The sequence below is a fragment of the Aliivibrio sifiae genome, assembly GCF_002954715.1.
In the GTDB taxonomy this organism is placed as follows: Bacteria; Pseudomonadota; Gammaproteobacteria; order Enterobacterales; family Vibrionaceae; genus Aliivibrio; species Aliivibrio sifiae.
In genome coordinates, this window is record NZ_MSCP01000007.1 from 1 (window position 1) to 1,311 (window position 1,311).

Genomic DNA, 1,311 nt, shown 5'->3' on the forward strand with positions numbered 1-1,311 from the left:
TGTCTTGTCCTGAAATGTGTTTACACATTTAGGACTTTTATATGACAAATCAAGAAAAAACAAAGAATAAGCGAACTCAACGTGATTATTCATTAGGCTTTAAATTGCAGCTTGTTACCGCTATAGAAAAAGGCGATATGACCTATAAGCAAGCTCAAAACATTTATGGCATTCAAGGTCGTTCTACCGTACTTACTTGGTTAAGAAAACACGGTAAGATGGACTGGTCTCAATCACCTAAGATTATTATGCCTAAATCCCCGAAAGCAAAAGAATCACCAGCACAAAAAATTAAACGTTTAGAGCGAGAGCTTGATGATGAAAGAATGCGTAATTTATTACTTAATGAAGTAGTAAATATCATGGACGCAGAACATGGTGCAGGCCTTAGAAAAAAGTATATTGCCAAGGAGCAAGAAGTCTTCAAAAGCAGAAAATGATTAGCTTAGAGCGAGCTAGTCAGCTACTTGGCATTACAAGACAATGTATATACCAACAAGAACGTAGAGCTTTGAAACGTGCAGTTGAACTTTCACCAGTTAAAAATATGGTGCAAGAAATTCGTCGATATATGCCTCGTATTGGAGGTAAAAAATTATATTTTTTACTTAAGCCCAAATTTATCACTCATGGCATAAAGTTAGGCAGAGATAATTTCTTTTCTTATTTAAGGAATGAGCGTTTACTAGTAAAACCTAAGCGAAGTTACACAAAAACTACCTACAGTAAGCATTGGATGAAAAAACATCCTAATTTACTTAAAGAAGTAACACCTCAAGCTCCTGAAGAAGTTTTTGTCAGTGATATCACTTACGTTCAATCACAAGAAGGTGTTCATTATTTATCTTTAGTAACAGATGCTTATAGTCGAAGGATTATGGGATATGAATTAAGTGATGAAATGAAAGCGACAGATGTGGTCAAAGCTCTTGATATGGCAATAGATTGTCGTCAGTATCAAAGAGATACTATTCATCATTCAGATCGGGGGTTGCAATATTGTTCAAAGGTTTATCAGAAAAAACTAAACGAAAATGATATTAAGCCATCAATGACTGATGGATATGATTGCTATCAAAACGCATTAGCTGAACGGATTAATGGGATCCTTAAACAAGAGTTTCTTCTATATGAATGCAAAGATTTAGACGAATTAAGGTGTCTAGTTGAAGAATCTATTTTTATTTATAATGAAATGCGACCACATTTAAGTTTGGGAATGAACACTCCAAATCAAGCGCATAAAAAAAGCCAAGTGCATAAGCACTTAGCTTTCAATTAAAAATCGTCAACGTATTTTAGGACGAGACA

Annotated in this window: 1 protein-coding gene; it reads left to right on the forward strand. The window is 34.5% G+C overall.

What is annotated here, in order from left to right:
• Positions 1 to 41: 41 nt before the first annotated feature.
• Positions 42 to 1,282, forward strand: a protein-coding gene (locus tag BTO23_RS21195) for an IS3 family transposase (protein ID WP_105064535.1) whose coding sequence is annotated in 2 segments (ribosomal slippage) — positions 42 to 405 and positions 405 to 1,282 — 1,242 coding nt in all. Because the reading frame shifts where the segments join, the coding sequence is not laid out codon by codon here.
• Positions 1,283 to 1,311 lie beyond the last annotated feature (29 nt).